Source organism: Nocardiopsis sp. iso_25, from assembly GCF_056173305.1.
Map to the genome: position 1 here is coordinate 5,813,177 of NZ_CM149667.1, position 17,301 is coordinate 5,830,477.

The following is a 17,301-nucleotide window of genomic DNA, read 5'->3' on the forward strand; positions in this document are numbered from 1 at the left end:
TGAGTGGCCCGCGCCCCTCCCCCCTGGTTACAGTCCGGATACTGTGCGGACACTTCCCCAGCCCGCCGGCGTTCCCGAACGCCGTTCGGCCGATCGGTTCCTGTGGTGGCTCGCCCGGAAGGAGCGCCGCCCACTGCTGTGGGCCGGGACCACCACGGGCGCCTTCATGCTCACCGGCGTGTTCATCTCCGCCGCGCTCGGCGCCGCCCTCGACTCCGGAATCACCCGCGGCGACCTGGGCGCCCTTATGGGATGGTTCGGCGTCCTCAGCGCGCTCATCGCGACCGCCGTCGCACTCGTCCCCATTTCCCACCGGGCCGAGTGCTTCAACTGGTACGCGTCCGCCTACCGCACGATCCAGGTGGTCACCAACCACTCCGTGCGCATGGGCCCCACCCTCACCCGGCGGCTGCCCTCCGGCGAGGTGGTGGCCGTGGGCACCGAGGACATCAACCGCGTCGGCGACTTCTACGAGACGGTGGGCCAGCTCCTGGCCGCCTTCGTGACGGTGGCCGCGGTCAGCGCCTTCATGCTCACCTCGCACGTCACCTTCGGCGCCATCGTCCTGGTGTCGGTCCCGCTCATCATGGCGGGGATGGTCCCGCTGCTGAACCTGTTCTCCCGCCGCCAGGAGCACCAGCGCGACCGGCAGGCCGAACTCACCACCCTGGCCACCGACCTGGTCGCGGGCCTGCGCGTGCTCCGGGGCGTGGGCGGCGAGCGCACCGTGGACCACCGCTACCGGGCCGCCTCCCAGCGGGTCCGCTCCGCCGCCATGCGCGTGGGCTGGGTGGACGCCGCCCTCAACGCCGTGCGCGAACTCCTCCCGGGCCTGCTCCTGGTCGGCATCGTCTGGTACGGCGCGCGCCTGGGCCTGACCGGGGAGATCAGCGTCGGCCAGCTCGTCGCGTTCTACGGCTACACCGGCACGCTCTCCGCGGCGGTGCGCCACCTGATGCGCTCCCTGTCCATGTACGTCTCGGCCCGGGTGGCCGCGGGGCGCGTGGTGCGCGTGCTGAACCTGGAGCACGACCACCCCGACCCCGAGCGCCCCGAGCCGGAACCGAGCGGCCCCTGCGACCTGCACGACCCGGGCAGCGGGGTGACCCTCGCCGCGCACCGCACCACCGGCGTGGTCTGCGCCGACCCCTCCGACGCCACCGCCATCGCCGAACGCCTGGGGCGCTACCGGGACGAGGAGGGCGCGCACGCCGCGCTGATCGAGACGGACACCGGCCGGACCGTGCGCCTGCGCGACCTGCCCCGGTCACTGGTGCGCCGCCGCGTCCTGGTGGCCACCAACGACGCGCACCTGTTCTCCGGAACCCTGCGCGGCGAACTGTCCCCGGAGCGGGGGATCTCCGACGAACGCCTGGCCGAGGTCGTGCGCACCGCGCACGCCGACGACGTGGTGCGCCAGTCCGCCGCCGGGCTGGACGCACTGCTCACCGAACGCGGCCGCGAGTACTCCGGCGGCCAGCAGCAGCGCCTGCGCCTGGCCCGCGCCCTGGCCCTGGAGCCGGAGATCCTGGTCCTGGTGGAGCCCGCCTCCGCCGTGGACGCCCACTCCGAGGCCGCGATCGCCGCCGGGCTGCCCGCCGAGCGGGCGGGGAGCACGACCGGTCTGGTCACCACCAGTCCCCTGCTGCTCGACCACACCGACCGCGTGCAGTTCGTCGAGGAAGGCCGCCTCACGGCCGAAGGGACCCACCGCGCCCTCCTCGCCGACTGCCCGGGCTACGCCGCCACCGTCCTGCGCGCCGTTCCCACGGAGGGGAAGCCATGACCCGGGCCGCCGACAACGCCGACACACTCGGCCCGCCGCGGGCGTCCGAGGCGTCCGGAGTGCGCGACACGCCCCGGGTGTCCGGGGCGGCCGGGGCGGCCCACGTGCCCGGAGCGCCGACCGATCCCGCCACGCCCGCCGATCCCGCGGAGCACCACGCGGCGGGGCTGCCGATCGCACCGGTCGAGGCCGTGTGGGGGCGGCTGCGCCGGGCCGGGCGCGAGCACGGACGGCTGCTCGCCGTCGTCGTGCTCCTGTACGGGACGGCCGCGCTCATGGCGCTGGCCTCGCCCTGGATCCTGGGCCTGATCATCGACACCGTGCGCGCGGAGGGGGCGCCGTCCGGGACGTCGGAGCAGGCGGCCTCGCGCGTCGACGTGCTCGCCGGACTCATCGTCGTGGCGCTGGTGCTGCACGCCGGGTTCACCCTGGCGTCCGTGGCGGCCTCGATCCGGTTCGGCGAGAGCGTGCTGGCCGAACTGCGCGAGGAGTTCGTGCGCGCGGTGCTCCGGCTCCCGATGGGCGTGGTGGAGCGGGCGGGCACGGGCGACCTGGTGGCGCGCACGGGCCGCGACATCGGCCACCTGAGCCACACCGTGCGCGTCTCGGTGCCGGTGATGGCGGTGAGCACGGTGACCCTGGTGGTCGTCACCACGGCGCTCGCCGTCCTGCACCCGCTCCTGCTGCTGGCGTGGCTGCCGTCGGTGCCCGTGCTGTGGGTGTCCACGCGCTGGTACGCGCGCAGGGCCCCGGACGGGTACGTGCGCGAGCTGGGCACCTACTCGGAACTGACCCAGAGCGTGACCGACACCGTGGAGGGCGCGCACACCATCGAGTCGCTGGGACGGCAGGCCCGGCGGATCGCGCTCAACGAGCGGAAGGTGGGCCGGGCCTACGCGGCGGAGCGGTACACGCTGTGGCTGCGCTGCGTCTGGTACCCGCCGCTGGAGTTCGGGTACATGTTCCCGATCGCGCTGACCTTCCTGGTGGGGGGTCTGCTGTACGCGGACGGCGCGCTGAGCCTGGGCGGGATCGCCACCGCGGTCTTCCTCAGCAGGCAGATGGGGCGGCCCCTGGACCAGCTGCTGGACCAGGTGGACAGCCTGATGATGGGCTTCACGAGCATGCGCAGGCTGCTGGGCGTGGAGCTGGCCGGGGAACCGGACGGGCAGGCGCACTCCGCCGCGGACGCTGCCGGGACCGCCCGGCCCGGTGAGGTGCGGGTGGAGGACGTGCGCTTCGGCTACACCGACACCGAGGTCCTGCACGGCGTCGACCTGGTGCTGGCGCCCGGCGAACGCCTGGCCGTGGTGGGCCCGAGCGGCGCGGGCAAGTCGACCCTGGGCAAGCTCATCGCGGGCGTGCACCCGCCCACCTCGGGCGGCGTCCGCGTGAGCGGGGCGCCGGTGTCGGACCTGCCCCCCGAGGAACGGCGCGCGCGGGCGATCCTGCTGAGCCAGGAGAGCCACATGTTCCGGGGGACGATCGCCGAGAACCTGGCGCTGGCGCTGGACCGGCCCGAGGGCGCGGCCGAGGTGGACGAGGAGCGTCTGTGGGAGGCGCTGGCCGCCGTGGACGCCGAGCCGTGGGTGCGCGCACTGCCGGAGGGGCTGGGCACGCGGGTGGGGTCGGGCGACGCCTCCATGGACCCGGCGCACGTGCAGCAGCTGGCCCTGGCCCGCGTGGTGCTGGCCGACCCGGACGTGCTGGTGCTGGACGAGGCCACGTCCCTGATGGACCCGCGTTCGGCCCGCCACCTGGAACGCTCGCTGGCGGGGGTGCTGTCGGGGCGCACGGTGGTGGCCATCGCGCACCGGCTGCACACCGCGCACGACGCCGACCGGATCGCGGTGGTGGAGGACGGCCGGATCAGCGAGCTGGGCAGCCACGACGAGCTGCTGGCCCGCGGCGGCTCCTACGCCGACCTGTGGCGGGCCTGGCACGGCGCGGGCTGAAAAACCCTCAGGCCGCCGCCCACGTCCTCAGGACGGCCACTGGTCGGGGCCGGGAAACTCGGACGTGTCGAGTTCGATGTCGAAAGGCTTCGGCAACCGAATCCCGGCCCCGAAGTTCACGGTGGTGGCGTGGTTGTAGCGGCCGTCGCTCGGCTGTTCGTAGAGGGTGACCGACGGCCCTGTCTCGTCCCAGGCGTCGATCAGCAGGTAGAGCGGAACCGGGCCGTGCGCGTAGCCCCACAGCTTCTTCTTGCGGTCGGTGTCCCTGCTGCTCTTGGACACGATCTCGACCACCAGCTCCGCCTCGTCCGCTGGACAGGGGATCCGCGCCTGCTTTGCGGCCGACACCGGCATGACGACCAGGTCCGGCATGTACAGCCTCTCGACCATCGGCAACTGGAGCCCCAGCGTCTGGAAGATGTGCCAGCCGTCGGGGAGGGCCAGAAGCAGTGCCCGGTGCACCCAGGACGCGATGATGTTGTGGGGCATAGACGGGGGGGCCACGAGTACGACTCCGTTGTCATCGATGATCTCGGCCCGCCAACCGTCGGGCACGTCCAACTCTTGCCAGGTGTTCAGCAAGTAGTCCCATCGAGACAAGCCCACCACCGGGTCGGCTTCCGTCATAGCCAGACTCATTTCGCTTTGCACCTCCGAACAGGAACTGTAACGCTCCGTGTTCCCGTCCGCCCGACACTTCGCAGAATAGCCCCGGCTTTCCGCGAACGACAGTGCCGCCCGCGCCTGTTTCGCCCGGAAAAGGCGAAACCGGGCGACCCCCGAAGGGGCCGCCCGGTCGTCGCGGGCGAGGTCGCGTATCCGGACCTCAGACACCTGCGGGCCCGGGGGCCCGAGGTCTCACGGACCTGTTAGAAGTCCATGCCGCCCATGCCACCGGTCGGGTCGCCGGCGGGAGCGGCGGCCTTCTCCGGCTTCTCGGCGATGACGGCCTCGGTGGTCAGGAACAGACCGGCGATGGAAGCCGCGTTCTGCAGAGCCGAGCGGGTGACCTTGGTCGGGTCGATGACGCCGTCCTTGAACAGGTCGGTGTACTCGCCGGTGGCGGCGTTCAGGCCGAACCCGGGCTCCAGGTTCTTGACCTTCTCCGCCACGACGCCGCCCTCGAGGCCGGCGTTGATCGCGATCTGCTTGAGCGGCTCGGCGATGGCGCGGCGCACGATGTCGGCGCCGATGGCCTCGTCGCCCTCCAGCTCCAGCTTCTCGAAGGCCGGGACGCTGGCCTGGAGCAGGGCGACACCGCCGCCGGGCAGGATGCCCTCCTCGACCGCGGCCTTGGCGTTGCGGACGGCGTCCTCGATGCGGTGCTTGCGCTCCTTGAGCTCCACCTCGGTGGCGGCACCGGCCTTGATGACGGCCACGCCGCCGGCCAGGCGGGCGAGACGCTCCTGGAGCTTCTCGCGGTCGTAGTCGGAGTCGGTGCGCTCGATCTCGTTGCGGATCTCGTTCACGCGACCGGCGATCGCGGTGGCGTCACCGGCGCCGTCCACGATGGTGGTCTCGTCCTTGGTGACGACGATCTTGCGGGCGCGGCCGAGCATGTCGAGCTCGGTGCTCTCCAGCTTGAGGCCGACCTCCTCGGTGATGACCTGGCCGCCGGTCAGCACGGCGATGTCGCCGAGCTGGGCCTTGCGGCGGTCACCGAAGCCCGGGGCCTTGACGGCGACGGACTTGAAGGTGCCGCGGATCTTGTTGACGACCAGCGTCTGGAGGGCGCCGCCCTCCAGGTCCTCGGCGATGACGACCAGCGGGCGGCCGGCCTGGAGGACCTTCTCGACGACCGGCAGGAACTCGTTGTTGTTCGAGATCTTGGAGTTGACGATGAGGATGTAGGGGTCCTCGAGGACCGTCTCCATGCGCTCCAGGTCGGTGGCGAAGTAGGGCGAGATGTAGCCCTTGTCGAAGCGCATGCCCTCGGCGAGCTCGAGCTCCAGCCCGAAGGTCTGGCCCTCCTCGACCGTGATGACGCCTTCCTTGCCGACCTTGTCCATGGCCTCGGCGATGGTCTCGCCGATCTGGGGGTCGCCGGCGGAGATCGAGGCGGTGGAGGCGATCTGCTCCTTGGTCTCGATGTCCTTGGAGAGGTTGCCGAGCTCCTCGTTGATGCGCGCGACGGCGGACTCGATGCCGCGCTTGAGGCTGATCGGGTTGGCGCCGGCGGCGACGTTGCGCAGGCCCTCGCGAACGAGCGCCTGGGCGAGCACGGTGGCGGTGGTGGTGCCGTCACCCGCGACGTCGTCGGTCTTCTTGGCGACCTCCTTGACCAGCTCGGCCCCGATCTTCTCCCACGGGTCCTCGAGCTCGATCTCCTTGGCGATGGAGACACCGTCGTTGGTGATCGTGGGGGCGCCCCACTTCTTCTCCAGGACGACGTTGCGGCCCTTGGGGCCGAGCGTGACCTTGACGGCGTCAGCGAGCTGGTTCATGCCGCGCTCGAGGCCGCGACGGGCCTCCTCGTCGAACGCGATCAGTTTGGCTGCCATTGAGTTCTTGTCCTCCCGTGACCGGGCTGATACGCGATGGGACGAGGCATGCGCCCGCGACGGACGACCGCGGAACCTCCCGGCAACCCTGCTGCCGGGAGCCGCGATCTCGCAGCCTCGATCCGGTTAGCACTCAGTGAAGGCGAGTGCTAACCAGTTCCCTTTTTAGCACTCGCCCCCGGCGAGTGCAAACGATGTGGTCACGATTTCCCGTCCCGGCATTTCCCCATCTACCTGCACAAACACCGCATGACATGCGGGTTTTCCGCGCTGAGCGGACGGAGCCGCGCACCGGTTCCGACCTCTCCCGGCGCGCGGCTCCGGCCCTGTTCCACTGCCCCCGGCCGGGCTTCGCCCCCGGCTCCGGCCGGACCTCGGCCCGACCCGCGGCAGCGGCGCCCGGGTCAGGAGCTGAGGCGGCGCATCGCCCGCGACCCCCCGGCCAGCGCGGCGACCGCCAGCACCACCGCCACGGCCCAGCCGACGGCGACCGAGGCGTCCCACTGCCCGGCGAACAGGGCGCGTTCGGCGTCCACCACGTAGGCCACCGGGTTGGCCCGCGAGAGCGCGTACAGCCACGGCGGCGCCAGCTCCATCGGCAGCAGCACGCCGGACAGCAGCATCAGCGGCATGATCAGCGTCTGCACGATGGGCGCGAACACGTAGGTCTGCTTGACCGCCAGGGCCGCCAGGTAGGACAGCGTGGCCAGCCCGGCGCCCAGGACGGCGAGCAGGAGCAGCCCCACGACGGCGCCCGCCAACGACGCCTGGAACCCGAGCGGCACCACCAGCACGAGGATGAGCACCATCTGCGCCAGCATCATCACCACGTCGCGCAGGACCCGCCCCAGCAGCAGCGACACCCGGCTCACCGGGGTGGCCAGCAGCCGCTCGTGCGCTCCGGAGGACATCTCCGGCAGCAGCCCGAAACCGGCGAACCCGGCCGTGAACAGGCCGAGCATCACCAGCAGGCCGGGGACGAACCACTGCCACGGGTCCTGCCCCTCGGCACCGGCCAGCCCCGTCAGCAGCGGCGCGAACAGCACCAGGTACAGCACCGGTTGCAGCATGCCGAAGAACAGCATCAGCGGCCGGTGCAGGAACGGACGCATCTGGCGGGCGAAGACGGTCACGGTGTCGCGCACCGGGCCCGGCTCCCGCACCGCGGTCGCCCCGGCCGTCCGCGTCCCGGCCTCCTCCGCCGGGGTCGCGGTCACCTCGTGGGAACTCATGCGCCCTCCTCCCTCAGGCTGCGTCCGGTCAGGGTCAGGAACACGTCGTCCAGGGTGGGCCGCTGCACCCGGACGGAGAGCAGCGGGACACCTGCCGCGTCCAGCCCGCGCAGCAGCTCGGGCAGCACGGTGTCCCCGCGTTCCACGCGCAGGCGCACCTCGGCGTCGCGCCCCGCTTCCGCGAGCACCTCCGCGGTCCCGGCGGAGGGCACCCGTTCGGCGACCTCGGCGGCGGTGCGCGCCAGTTCGGCGTCCGGCACGGTGAGGGTGACCAGGTCACCGGAGACCTTGCCCTTGAGCTCGTCGGCGGTGCCGTCGGCGATGACCCGACCGTGGTCGATCACCAGGACCCGCTCGGCCATGTCGTCGGCCTCGTCGAGGTAGTGGGTGGTGAGCACGACCGTGGTCCCCGTCCGGTCGCGCAGCCGGGTGATGTGCTCCCACAGGTTGGCGCGGCTGTGCGGGTCGAGCCCGGTGGAGGGCTCGTCCAGGAACAGCAGCCCCGGCTCGTGGATGAGCCCCATGGCGATGTCGAGGCGCCTGCGCTGTCCGCCGGAGAGCTTGGTGACCTCCCGGTCGGCGGCGGCGCCCAGCTCCAACTGGTCCAGGAGCCCGTCGGCGCGGCGGCGCGCGGTGCGCCGGTCGAGCCCGTACAGCAGCCCCTGCGTGTACAGCTCCTCCCTGGCCCGCTGGTCCTCTCCGGCGCCGTGCCCCTGGCCGACGAAGCCGATCCTGCGGCGCACCTCGGCGGGCGCGGTGCGGACGTCGTGCCCCGCCACCACGGCGGTGCCCGAGGTGGGTTCGAGCAGGGTGGTGAGCATGCGCAGCGTGGTCGACTTCCCCGCGCCGTTCGGTCCGAGCAGGGCGACCAGCTCGCCCTCGGCGACGTCGATGTCGACGCCGCGGACGGCCTGGACGACCTCCTTGCCGACCCGGAAGTCCCGGGTCAGCCCACGTGTGTGGATCATCCCTCTCCTTATTAAAACTTGAGTACGAGAGAGAGTGTGCACCACCGGACGAGATATTCAAAGTTTAATAAGAACCTGGCCCGCGCCCCCGGTAAGGCGGCCCCGGCGACAGAGGCCCGCACGGGCGGGGAGAGCCGAGGCTGCGGAGCCGACGGGAGCGGACGGGCCGCCGGGTCAGCGGTCGCGGGCGACCGTCCCCGACGCCGGGGGCGGGCCGAAGGCCCCAGGCCTTGGGGGCAGCCCGAAAGCATCGGGGCCGTCGTCGGCCATGGTGTACTCCCCGGCCCGCAGGGAGGCGGCGAGTTCACGCGTCCAGCGGGCCTCGGCCCCGATCGTGCCCCGCCACAGGACGAAGAGTTCGCGCACGTGCGCGGGCTCGCCCCAGCCCTCGGAGGGCCGCAGATCCTCGTCGGTCCTCTCCAGCAGCTCCAGGCGCTGTTCCAGCAGCGCGACGACCTCCGCGCGCGGCAGGGCGGGCATGAGGGTGACCGCCGCGAAGAGCATCGCGGGGTCCCCCCTGTGGGACAGCCCCCGGCGGATGAGGCGGTGGAGTTCGGCCTCGCCCTCCTCGGTGATCGCGTAGGAGACGCGGTCGACCACCTCGTCCCCCTCGGCGACGAACTCGCGCAGCCTGCCCTCTTGGGAGAGCTTGCGCAGGGCGTGGTAGATGGAGCCCCACTTGATGTTGGCCCAGTGCTCCGTGCCCCAGTCCAGGAGCTGACGGCCCACCCGGTACCCGTGGGCCTGCCCCTCCATGCGCACCACACCCAGGACCAACAGCCGCGTCGCCGACATCTCCACCCTCGTTCGACCGGAATCCCCTCCAGCCTACGAGCAGGAACGGGGCGGTGCGGCGGGCCGGGACGGGCCGCTCGGCATCACAGCTTGCGGAAGTACCGCACGACGGGCAGCGCGGTGTAGCCGGCGCGCTCGTAGGTGGCGCGGGCCGGGGCGTGCCCGTCGTCGCCGCCCGTCTCGACCATGGCCACCATCGCGCCCTGCTCGCGGATCCAGTCGGTGGCGGCCCCGGTCAGCGCCGTCCCCACGCCCCGCCCCTGGTGGTCGGGGTCGACGGCGAGCAGGTGGATCTCCCCCATGTCGTCCTCGGGCAGCATCCTGGCGGTGGCGAAGCCCGCGACCGCTCCGTCGGCCTCGGCGACCCACACGCGCTGGTCCCCGGAGTCGACGCTCCCGGCCACCTCGTCGTACTGGCTGCGCCGCCAGTCCGGGACCAGGGCCGGGTAGACCTCCTCGCCCAGGACCCGGCGCAGCGAGGCGTGCACCGGTTCCCACGCGCGCAGTGCCAGAGCGATGACCGCTTCCCTGTCGGACTCCCGGAACAGCCGGATCTCGATGCCCATACGCCCAGGCTAGGGAGCGGCGGTCACGGGCGCACCGGGTTTTCCGGAGCGCCCTGCCACGCGGGTCGCGGAGGACGGCGAAGGGGCGGCCCGGCGCCCTGTCGCGCCGCGGCCGCCCCTCACGGCGGGGCTCAGCAGCCCCCGGCGACCGCCGGGATGATGGAGACCTGGGCGCCGTCGGCGACCTCGGTCTGGAGGCCCTTCTCGAAGCGCACGTCCTCGTCGCCGATGTAGACGTTGACGAAGCGGCGCACCTTGCCGCCGTCGTCCAGGATGCGGGCGCGGATGCCGGGGTAGTTGGCCTCCAGGTCGTCGATGACCTCGGCCAGGGTGGCGCCCTCGGCGGTGACCTCGGAGGCGTCGTTGGTGTAGGTGCGCAGGATGGTGGGCACGCGGACGCTGGCGCTCATGGCGGACTTCCTTCTCGTGGGAGATGACGGGTGGTCGGGGCAGCAGGACCCGAATCCTGTTGCCTGAGGGGCTCCGCCGGAGACACCACTGCGCTCCTTCAACCCGATTCCCGTTCTCCGGGCGCCCGAACACGGGCCGAAGCGAAGCGGAGGCCCCGAAGGACGCTGGCTAGGCCAGACCGGCGTCGGTGAAGGCGCTCAGCGACGGCTTGATCGTGGCGCTCACCCCGGCGTCGACGGCGTTCAGGGTCTTGAGCCCGTCGCCGGTGTTGAGCACGACCGTCTCGGCCTTGGGGTCGAGCCTGCCCTCGCGGACGAGCTTGCGCAGCACGCCGGTGGTGACGCCGCCCGCGGTCTCGGCGAAGATGCCCTCGGTGCGGGCGAGGAGCTTGATGGAGTCGACGATCTCGTCGTCGCCCACGTGCTCCACCGATCCGCCCGTGCGCTTGGCGATGTCCAGCACGTAGGGCCCGTCGGCCGGGTTGCCGATGGCCAGCGACTTGGCGATGGTGTCGGGCTTGACCGGCTGGATGACGTCGATGCCCTTGTCCCAGGCCTGCGCGACCGGGGAGCAGCCCGTGGCCTGGGCGCCGAAGATCCGGTACGGGCGGTCCTCGACCAGGCCGAGCTTGACCAGTTCCTGGAAGCCCTTGTCGATCTTGGTGAGCTGGGAGCCGGAGGCGATCGGGACGACGATCTGCTCGGGCAGGCGCCAGCCGAGCTGTTCGGCGATCTCGTAGGCCAGCGTCTTGGAGCCCTCGCCGTAGTAGGGGCGCAGGTTGACGTTGACGAAGCCCCAGCCCTCGCCCACCGGGTCGCCGATGAGCTCGGAACAGAAGCGGTTGACGTCGTCGTAGTTGCCGTCGATGGCCACGACCTTGCCGCCGTAGACGGCGGCCATGACGACCTTGGCCTCCTCCAGCCCGGCGGGGATGAACACGCAGGACTCGAACCCGGCGCGCGCGGCGGCCGCGCCGACGGCTCCGGCCAGGTTTCCGGTGGAGGAGCAGGACAGGGTGGTGAACCCGAAGGTGCGGGCGGCCTCGACGGCGATGGCGACCACGCGGTCCTTGAAGGAGTGCGTGGGGTTGCCGGAGTCGTCCTTGACGTGCAGGGAGTCCAGGCCCAGCTCGGCGGCGAGGCGGTCGGCGCGCACCAGCGGGGTCAGGCCGGGGGCCATGTTGGGCAGCTCGGCGACGTTGGCCGGGACGGGCAGGAGGGAGCGGTAGCGCCAGATGCTCTTGGGGCCGCTCTCGATGTCGGCGCGGGTGACGGTCCCGAAGTCGTAGGCGACCTCAAGGGGGCCGAAGCAGAACTCGCAGGCGAACCGGGGGGTGAGTTCGTAGCGCTCGCCGCACTCGCGACAGGAGAGCGCGGTGCCGGGGCCGAAGGAGCGGGCGGCGGTGGGTTCGGTGGCGGCAATCGCCATGGCGAGGCGTCTCCCCTCATCTTTCCTGGCGGACACCTTGTCCCCAGGCCGGAGTTGGCACCTGTCCCAGCCGTCCCGCGGGTTCGCGGGTGTCACGTGCTGGAATGGTTGCCGGGGCTTCGCAGGGCCGGTCCCTCCACCCCTCTGGATGAGCAATATGAAGTTTTGTGCTGGTCCTGTCGGATCCGCACCGCAACTGTAACGGAGGTGCCGACCGGTTTTCCACGCCTGGTGACCCGGGTAACACGAAACGGCTCACATGGTGAGACGGCGCTGGTCCGGGCCGGTGGGGCGCGCCCCCGGCGCGGCGGCCGTGTGACGCGCACCCCCGCTGACCCGCGCGGGGTTTGGGGCGGCTGTCGACAGGCGAGACATAAGGTGCGACCCCCTTTCACCACCGCCCCGCCCCGACCGCTTTTTCTCCGAGAGGACCACCACGTGGACAAGGCACAGATCCTCATCGCCTCCAACAGAGGACCCGTGTCCTTCTCGACCGCCGACGACGGCTCGCTGGAGCACCGGCGCGGCGGGGGCGGACTGGTGTCGGGAATGATCTCGGTCGCCACCGAGATCGACAGCATCTGGGTGTGCGCCGCCCTGTCCGACGCCGACCGGCGGGCCGCCGCGGAGGCGCCGCAGGCCCGGCTGGACCAGGCCCACGACCTGGACGGCATGCGGGTCCACATGCTGGACATCCCCCGGCAGACCTTCGACGGCGCCTACACCGGAGTGGCCAACTCGACCCTGTGGTTCGTGCAGCACATGCTGTACGACACCCCCAACAAGCCGTCCTTCGGCTCGCACTTCCGGCGGACGTGGGAGGACTACACCGCCTACAACAACGCGTTCGCCGAGGCCCTGGTGGCGGGCGCCGCCGAGGGCGCCCGCGTCGCCGTGCAGGACTACCACCTGGCGCTGGTGCCGCGGATCCTGCGCGCGCGCCGCCCCGACCTGCGCATCGCCCACTTCTCGCACACCCCGTGGGCTCCCCCGGAGTACTTCCGGATGCTGCCCGGGCAGGTCGCGCGCGAGCTGCTGGAGGGCATGCTGGGCGCGGACCGGCTGGGCTTCCTGAGCCCGCGCTGGGCGGAGGCCTTCCTGCGCTGCTGCGAGGAGATCCTGCGCGCGAAGGTCGACTTCGAGCGGCGCACCGTGGAGCACGGCGGCCGGGTGGTCGGGGTGGGCGTGCACGCCCTGGGCGCGGACGAGGAGGGGCTGCGCCAGAGCGCCGCCGACCCGGCCGTGGCCTCGCGCCGGAGCACCCTGAGGGACGCGGTCGGCGACACGAGGCTGATCGTGCGGGTGGACCGCACCGAGCTGTCCAAGAACATCGTGCGGGGCCTGGAGGCCTACCGCGAGCTGCTGACCGCCCGCCCGGAGTGGCGGGGGCGGGTGACCCACCTGGCGTTCGCCTACCCGAGCCGGGGCGACGTGCCGGAGTACCGGGAGTACACCGACGCGGTGCTGCGGACCGCCAAGGAGATCAACGAGGAGTTCGCGACCCCGGAGTGGACGCCGCTGATCCTGGAGGTCAACGACGACTACCCGCGTTCGCTGGCCTCGTTCCAGATGGCCGACGTGCTGCTGGTCAACCCGATCCGGGACGGCATGAACCTGGTCGCCAAGGAGGGCCCGGTCCTGTCGGAGCGGGACTCGGTGCTGGTGCTGTCGCACGAGGCGGGGGCGGCCGACGAGCTGGGCGGGCACGCGCTGCTGGTCAACCCCTACGACACCGTGGAGACGGCGGAGGCGCTGCACGAGGCGCTGTCGATGCCCGCTGAGGAGCGGCGCAGGCGCAGGGAGCGACTGGCCGAGGCGGCGGTGGCGCTGCCGCCGCGCCGGTGGTTCCAGGACCAGCTGCGCTCGCTGGGCTGAGCCCGCAGGGCGGGGGCGTGTCCGCCGTCGGGAGACGGTACACGCCCTCGGCCGCGGCCCGGTCGGCCGGAACCGGTCAGTCGGCGGCGCCCCTCCCGGCGTCCGCCTCGGCGAGGAGCTGCCGGACGATGCCGCTCTTGGCGTCGGCGTAGTCCTGGATGCGGTCCCAGGTCCGCCCCACCAGCTCGCGCTTGACCGCGGTGTAGCGCTCGCGCGCTTCGGCGTCGGCGATGAGGTGGTCGCGGAAGCGGCGCATGCGCTCGGCCTCCTCGCACCCCCGGCTGAACACGTGCAGGTTGAGGTTGACCTCGGAGCCCTTGAACACCCGGTGCTCGTACCAGTCGGGCTCCCTGATCACCAGGGAGTACCCGGCGGCTTCGAGGTCGGGCAGGTAGGCGGCCTCGTCCGAGGAGTCGGCGACGAGGAGCAGCAGGTCCACGCAGGGTTTGGCGGCGAGGCCGGGCACCGCGGTGGAGCCGACGTGCTCGAAGAGCAGCACGCGGCCGCCGAGGGCGGCGCGGATCCTCCCGTCCTCGCGCCGGAACAGGTAGGGCCATTTGGGGTCGTACTCGGAGAGGCGGACGCGCCCGTTGACGAGGTTGCGGAACTCGGGCGCGATCACGGCCCGCGGCTCGCCCCGTGAGGGCAGAGGAGACGCTTCGAGGGGTGACATTCTCCAAAGCCTTGCCGCCCCGGGTGTCCGCGTCAAGCCCGTCCGGCGTTGCTTACATATGCACGCGCAGACGTGACGTCACAGCCCGTCGGGGGTCCGTGACGTGCGGCGACCACGCACCGTGTCCGGTGTCCGGTTCCGGCCGGGAGGACCGCCCGGCGCGCCCGCCGGGCCCCGACCGGCGGGCGGAGCCGTGCGGACCCGCGCCTAGTCGGGGAGCGACACCACCAGCACCAGCGAACCCTCCAGTTCGGGCACTCCCCTCAGGTGTCCGAACCGGCGGTCCCAGGTCCCGTCGGCCAGGTCCCGGGACAGGTGGGCGGTGAAGCGCTCGTGCACCGCCTCGTCCACGAAGCTCCACGCCGAGCAGGACAGGCGCGCGCCCACCTCCAGCAGACCCTCCGGCCGCCCGTAGTAGGCCTCGTTGAACCCGTCGGAGCAGTCCAGGGGCACGGGGACGGGCACGACGCTGGTGGAACCGCCCAGCCCCGCGGCCAGGTCGGCGATCGCCGGGTAGCGGCGGGCCTCGGTGTCCAGGACCTCGGGCGCGTACTCGTGGAGCCAGAAGTCGCGGACCAGGTCCGGGTCGCAGGTGAGCACGGCCACGGGGCCCGTGGTGACCCGCCGGGCCTCGGCCAGCCCGGCCTCCAGGTCGCGCCACTGGTGGACGCTGAACGTGGTCATGGCGGCGTCGAAGGCCCCGTCGGGGAAGGGGAGGCTCTCGGCGACGGCGTCGACCGCCGCGGGCAGGGCGTCCGGGCGTTTGGCCCGCATGCTGGCGGAGGGTTCCACGGGGGTGACCTCGCGGTCCAGGGGCTCGTAGGAACCCGCGCCCGCGCCGATGTTGAGGACCGTGCGCGCGTCGCCGAGCGCGCGGTGCACGGCGGCCGCGATCCGCGGGTCGGGACGGCGGTGGTCGGTGTAGGTGCGGGCGATGACACCGTAGTCGGCGTCGCCAGCGCTGCCGTCGGCCATGCGCGTCATGTGCTTCTCCGCCCTGTCGTGGGAGCCCCGGGGCGGGGTGCCCGGCGGTGAGGACGCTATCCGCCGGGCGGAGCCGGACGCCAGTGCTTAACGGCCCCGCCCTCGGCGCGGGGGGTGTGAGCGGCCCCACACCGGCGGTGCCGTGCGCCCGCCGGTTACGGCGCGTCCGGAACCGGAGCCGGGGTGCGACAGGGGCGTCCGGAACCGGGGCGTCCCGGCGGGGGCGCGGGAACGGGCCGGAGACGTCCGGGGCCGAGACTTCGAGCAGGAGCGCGGGAGGCGGGGCAACGGCCACGGGGGCCGCGGAACGCGGGCGCGGGAACGGGCCGGGAGCCTCCGGGAGGGGCGCGCGAAAGCCGGGGAAGCCCCGGAACGGCAGAGCCGCCCGTGCCCTCCCCCGAGGGGTGGACACGGACGGCTCCGGTCGCTCAGTCGCGGCTCAGTTGCCGCGCGTCTTGCGGCGGCGTCCGCCCTTGCGTCGGCGGCTGGCGGGCGCGGCCTCCGCGGCGCGCTCGGCGGCGATCAGCTCGTCCTGCTCGCGGCGCTCGGCCTTCACTCCGTAGGGGTCGGTGTTGGAGCGGCGCACCCACACCACCAGGACGAGCAGGCCCAGGACCACGACGGCGCCGACGGTGACGAACCACGCCCACGCGGGCACCAGCCCCGACTGCTCGCCCTGCCCGGCCAGGTCCTCGTCGATGAGCGGGATGTCCTGGGCGACGCCGGACGCCTGCTGCTCCGCGCTGGGCAGGTGCAGCGCGGGCAGGCCGTCGGGGCCGGGCTGGGAGCCGTCCACCAGGGCGTCGCGGACCTGGTCGGGCCGCAGCTGCGGGTGCTCCGCGCGCATCAGGGCGGCGGCCCCGGCGACCATCGCCGCGGCGTAGGGGGCCCCGGTCACCTCGGTCTGGCCCGGCTCCGGTCCCGACGTGACCAGGTCGGCGCCGGGTGCGGTCAGCGCGATCTTCCCGGCCCCGGGCGCGCCCTCGATGAGGGCTCCGTCCTGGTCGGTCCCCGCGACGGTGAGCACGTTGGGGTCCTCGTCCTCCCCCGCCGGGCCGACGACCAGCGCGCCGTTGTCGGAGGCCTCCTGGGTGGCCTCGGCGAGGTCGGGTCCGGCGGGCTCGGGCAGCAGGATGACCTGGGCGCCCTCCTGGGAGGCGAACCGCACGGCCTCGTCGAGCCGGTCCTGCGTGGGCAGCACGAGCATGGTGGCCTCGGGCGCCACGCCCAGGACGCCGCCGTCGGCGTCCCTGCCGTACCCGTGGGCCGCGACCAGCCCGGCCGCGGCGTTGCCCTGCTCGACGTCGCCGTCGTTCTCACCGAACCGCGTGTCCAGCTGGACGTTGTCGACCAGGTCCGGGTGCCCCTCGTCGACGGAGACGCCCGGAAGCGCGACCGTGGCGCCCTGGCCCTGGTTCTCCTCCCACAGCTGCGGCGCCCCCACGGCCTGGAGTCCCCACTGCTCGGGCCGGTAGTCGGGGATCAGGTCCGCCGCGGCCGGAGCCGAGGTCAGACCGAGGACGGCGGCGGTGGCGGCCGCGAAGACCGCGCTGGCCCCGCCACGGGCGCGGCGTGTGTGTATCCTGTTGCGGCTGTTGCCCCCGAGCACGTCAGGCTCCCTCGAACGATGCGGTCGACGTTCCACGCGGCCCTCCCCGGACCCCGGCAATTCTGTCACGAGCACAGGATTCAGGCGTGGACAAGTGGCCTGAGGGGTAGAAAACGTAACTGTATCCCTGGTGCCAGTCCTGCGGTTTCGGCTCCTCATCCGGCATGTCGAGTCGCTAGCATGAGTCGGGCCGATCCGGACAAACCAATTTCCCGTCCAGGGGGTGTCCCATGCCGAATATCGGTCCGACCGAAGACGGTCAGTCGGCCCTCGCCGAGCGCGAGCAGCGCATCCTCGCCTTCGAACGCCAGTGGTGGAAGTTCGAGGGCTCCAAGGAACAGGCGATCCGTGACGAGTTCGGGTTCTCCGCGACCCGCTACTACCAGCTGCTGAACGGGCTGGTGGAACGGCCGGAGGCCCTCGCCTTCGACCCGATGACCGTCAAGCGGCTGCGTCGGCTGCGCGCCGACCGCCGCCGTCAACGCAACGCACGCCAGCTGGGCATCCAGCTCTGACGT

General features: G+C 72.5%; 15 protein-coding genes and 1 riboswitch. Of the genes, 4 read left to right on the forward strand and 11 right to left on the reverse strand.

What is annotated here, in order from left to right; translation table 11 throughout:
- The first annotated feature begins 43 nt into the window (after positions 1-43).
- Both AC0VX6_RS25020 and AC0VX6_RS25025 read left to right on the forward strand, forming a co-directional pair.
- Positions 44-1,786 carry an ABC transporter transmembrane domain-containing protein gene (locus AC0VX6_RS25020; protein WP_475466306.1) on the forward strand — a complete coding sequence of 581 codons (1,743 nt, stop codon included), beginning with the start codon at positions 44-46 and terminating at the stop codon, positions 1,784-1,786.
- Positions 1,783-3,741 carry an ABC transporter ATP-binding protein gene (locus tag AC0VX6_RS25025; protein WP_475466308.1) on the forward strand — a complete coding sequence of 653 codons (1,959 nt, stop codon included), beginning with the start codon at positions 1,783-1,785 and terminating at the stop codon, positions 3,739-3,741. The genes AC0VX6_RS25020 and AC0VX6_RS25025 overlap by 4 nt, the downstream gene beginning before the upstream one ends.
- A 27-nt stretch (positions 3,742-3,768) precedes the next feature.
- On the opposite strand, the gene AC0VX6_RS25030 is transcribed toward AC0VX6_RS25025, so the two are convergent.
- The 8 genes from AC0VX6_RS25030 to thrC all read right to left on the reverse strand — a co-directional run bounded on the left by AC0VX6_RS25030 (position 3,769) and on the right by thrC (position 11,642).
- Positions 3,769-4,380, reverse strand: coding sequence for a Uma2 family endonuclease (locus AC0VX6_RS25030; protein ID WP_475466310.1), 612 nt, complete (start codon positions 4,378-4,380; stop codon positions 3,769-3,771).
- Between the two features lie 230 nt (positions 4,381-4,610).
- On the reverse strand, positions 4,611-6,242 hold the full coding sequence (gene groL, locus AC0VX6_RS25035; RefSeq protein ID WP_274974941.1) for a chaperonin GroEL: 1,632 nt from the start codon (positions 6,240-6,242) through the stop codon (positions 4,611-4,613).
- A 404-nt stretch (positions 6,243-6,646) separates the two neighbouring features.
- A complete protein-coding gene (locus AC0VX6_RS25040; protein WP_475466311.1) occupies positions 6,647-7,474 on the reverse strand; it encodes an ABC transporter permease in 828 nt (275 codons plus the stop codon).
- Positions 7,471-8,442, reverse strand: a complete 972-nt coding sequence (locus AC0VX6_RS25045) for an ATP-binding cassette domain-containing protein (protein ID WP_475466312.1) — start codon at positions 8,440-8,442, stop codon at positions 7,471-7,473. Before AC0VX6_RS25045 ends, AC0VX6_RS25040 begins: the two co-directional genes overlap by 4 nt.
- Positions 8,443-8,616: 174 nt before the next feature.
- Entirely contained in the window at positions 8,617-9,237 is a 621-nt protein-coding gene (locus AC0VX6_RS25050) for a PadR family transcriptional regulator (RefSeq protein WP_274974944.1), read from the reverse strand.
- An 83-nt stretch (positions 9,238-9,320) separates the two neighbouring features.
- Positions 9,321-9,803 (reverse strand): GNAT family N-acetyltransferase, encoded by a 483-nt coding sequence (locus AC0VX6_RS25055; RefSeq protein WP_475466315.1) that lies wholly within the window; start codon positions 9,801-9,803, stop codon positions 9,321-9,323.
- A 131-nt stretch (positions 9,804-9,934) separates the two neighbouring features.
- On the reverse strand, positions 9,935-10,213 hold the full coding sequence (locus AC0VX6_RS25060) for a ubiquitin-like small modifier protein 1 (RefSeq protein WP_212642614.1): 279 nt from the start codon (positions 10,211-10,213) through the stop codon (positions 9,935-9,937).
- Between the two features lie 169 nt (positions 10,214-10,382).
- Positions 10,383-11,642 (reverse strand): threonine synthase, encoded by a 1,260-nt coding sequence (gene thrC, locus AC0VX6_RS25065; protein WP_212642613.1) that lies wholly within the window; start codon positions 11,640-11,642, stop codon positions 10,383-10,385.
- Between the two features lie 13 nt (positions 11,643-11,655).
- Positions 11,656-11,797: riboswitch (SAM riboswitch) on the reverse strand.
- Positions 11,798-12,080: 283 nt separating this feature from the next.
- Between thrC and AC0VX6_RS25070 the strand changes: the two genes are divergently transcribed.
- Entirely contained in the window at positions 12,081-13,517 is a 1,437-nt protein-coding gene (locus AC0VX6_RS25070) for an alpha,alpha-trehalose-phosphate synthase (UDP-forming) (protein WP_475466318.1), read from the forward strand.
- A 76-nt stretch (positions 13,518-13,593) separates the two neighbouring features.
- Here the strand turns inward: AC0VX6_RS25070 and AC0VX6_RS25075 are convergent, their stop codons facing one another.
- From AC0VX6_RS25075 to AC0VX6_RS25085, 3 genes are all read right to left on the reverse strand, one after another.
- Positions 13,594-14,190 carry a GrpB family protein gene (locus tag AC0VX6_RS25075; RefSeq protein ID WP_274974947.1) on the reverse strand — a complete coding sequence of 199 codons (597 nt, stop codon included), beginning with the start codon at positions 14,188-14,190 and terminating at the stop codon, positions 13,594-13,596.
- A 207-nt stretch (positions 14,191-14,397) separates the two neighbouring features.
- Positions 14,398-15,174, reverse strand: a complete 777-nt coding sequence (locus tag AC0VX6_RS25080) for a class I SAM-dependent methyltransferase (protein WP_274974948.1) — start codon at positions 15,172-15,174, stop codon at positions 14,398-14,400.
- 439 nt (positions 15,175-15,613) lie between these two features.
- A complete protein-coding gene (locus tag AC0VX6_RS25085) occupies positions 15,614-16,783 on the reverse strand; it encodes a S8 family serine peptidase (protein ID WP_475466320.1) in 1,170 nt (389 codons plus the stop codon).
- Between the two features lie 230 nt (positions 16,784-17,013).
- Between AC0VX6_RS25085 and AC0VX6_RS25090 the strand changes: the two genes are divergently transcribed.
- Positions 17,014-17,298, forward strand: coding sequence for a DUF3263 domain-containing protein (locus AC0VX6_RS25090; RefSeq protein ID WP_013155209.1), 285 nt, complete (start codon positions 17,014-17,016; stop codon positions 17,296-17,298).
- Positions 17,299-17,301 lie beyond the last annotated feature (3 nt).

Bases quoted from the DNA above. Each gene is read 5' to 3' on its own strand.
- AC0VX6_RS25050 (WP_274974944.1), bottom strand. From the start codon at position 9,237: ATGTCGGCGACGCGGCTGTTGGTCCTGGGTGTGGTGCGCATGGAGGGG.
- thrC (WP_212642613.1), bottom strand. From the start codon at position 11,642: ATGGCGATTGCCGCCACCGAACCCACCGCCGCCCGCTCCTTCGGCCCC.
- AC0VX6_RS25080 (WP_274974948.1), bottom strand. From the start codon at position 15,174: ATGACGCGCATGGCCGACGGCAGCGCTGGCGACGCCGACTACGGTGTC.
- AC0VX6_RS25025 (WP_475466308.1), top strand. From the start codon at position 1,783: ATGACCCGGGCCGCCGACAACGCCGACACACTCGGCCCGCCGCGGGCG.
- AC0VX6_RS25060 (WP_212642614.1), bottom strand. From the start codon at position 10,213: ATGAGCGCCAGCGTCCGCGTGCCCACCATCCTGCGCACCTACACCAAC.
- AC0VX6_RS25075 (WP_274974947.1), bottom strand. From the start codon at position 14,190: ATGTCACCCCTCGAAGCGTCTCCTCTGCCCTCACGGGGCGAGCCGCGG.
- groL (WP_274974941.1), bottom strand. From the start codon at position 6,242: ATGGCAGCCAAACTGATCGCGTTCGACGAGGAGGCCCGTCGCGGCCTC.
- AC0VX6_RS25055 (WP_475466315.1), bottom strand. From the start codon at position 9,803: ATGGGCATCGAGATCCGGCTGTTCCGGGAGTCCGACAGGGAAGCGGTC.
- AC0VX6_RS25045 (WP_475466312.1), bottom strand. From the start codon at position 8,442: ATGATCCACACACGTGGGCTGACCCGGGACTTCCGGGTCGGCAAGGAG.
- AC0VX6_RS25030 (WP_475466310.1), bottom strand. From the start codon at position 4,380: ATGAGTCTGGCTATGACGGAAGCCGACCCGGTGGTGGGCTTGTCTCGA.
- AC0VX6_RS25040 (WP_475466311.1), bottom strand. From the start codon at position 7,474: ATGAGTTCCCACGAGGTGACCGCGACCCCGGCGGAGGAGGCCGGGACG.
- AC0VX6_RS25090 (WP_013155209.1), top strand. From the start codon at position 17,014: ATGCCGAATATCGGTCCGACCGAAGACGGTCAGTCGGCCCTCGCCGAG.